The sequence below is a fragment of the Pseudomonas sp. EL_65y_Pfl1_R83 genome (genome assembly GCF_963970695.1).
GTDB classification, from domain to species: Bacteria; Pseudomonadota; Gammaproteobacteria; order Pseudomonadales; family Pseudomonadaceae; genus Aquipseudomonas; species Aquipseudomonas tritici.
The window spans coordinates 1-838 of record NZ_CAXAQI010000057.1; the positions used below are offsets into that span (position 1 = coordinate 1).

The following is an 838-nucleotide window of genomic DNA, read 5'->3' on the forward strand; positions in this document are numbered from 1 at the left end:
GGCGGAAGGTCGCAAGCTATTCGATCTTACCAAGTCGGAGAAGGTAAAGTACCGCTCACCCGACAAGGCAGTCTATCGTGGCTACTTCGCCGTCGAGTCTGGTAACCTGGCCAGCACGATCGGCGAGAAGGAGGCGAAACCCGACCACCGCGAATATTTTAACATCGGCCGTTTCGACATCGACGAAGGCGACCCCTATTTCTCGACGCCAACAGCCAACCGGCTGTTCCATCCAAATATCTGGCCGGATGCCGACGTGCCGGGCTTCAAGCCTGCCTTCGTCGACTATTACCACGAAATGGAGAAACTGGCATCGCTGCTAATGGAGCTGTGCGCTCGTGCGCTTCACCTGTCGCCTGACTGGTTCGCCGACAAGATCGACAAGCACATCACCAACATGGTGGTCAGCAACTATCCGGACCAGCCGGAAGAGCTCGAGTCGGGCAAGCTGCGGGCGGGTGCCCATACCGATTATGGTGGTCTCACCATTCTCAAGACCGAAGACAAGCCGGGCGGCCTGGAGGTCAAGACCTCGGACGGCCGCTGGGAGCCGGTGCCGATCGTGCCTGGCGCCTTCATTATCAATCTCGGCGACTTGATGGCACAATGGACCAATGACGAGTGGGTTTCGACGATGCACCGTGTCGTCAATCCGCCGAAGGGCCAGGGCGTCGGGAGCCGTCGCCAGTCACTCGTCTTCTTCCATCAGCCGAATTACGATGCAATCGTCGAGTGCATTCCGACGTGCGCGGAAAAGAGCGCTCCCAAATACGGTAAGACGACGTCGCTGGAGCATCTCGAAATGAAGATGAACCAGATGAATGACACGGCCAAGTTC

Annotated in this window: 1 protein-coding gene; it reads left to right on the forward strand. The window is 57.9% G+C overall.

Annotated features, from left to right (window positions below; all coding sequences use genetic code 11):
• A partial coding sequence (locus AACY08_RS27560) for an isopenicillin N synthase family dioxygenase (protein WP_339472271.1) occupies window positions 1–838 on the forward strand: 838 nt, incomplete at both ends.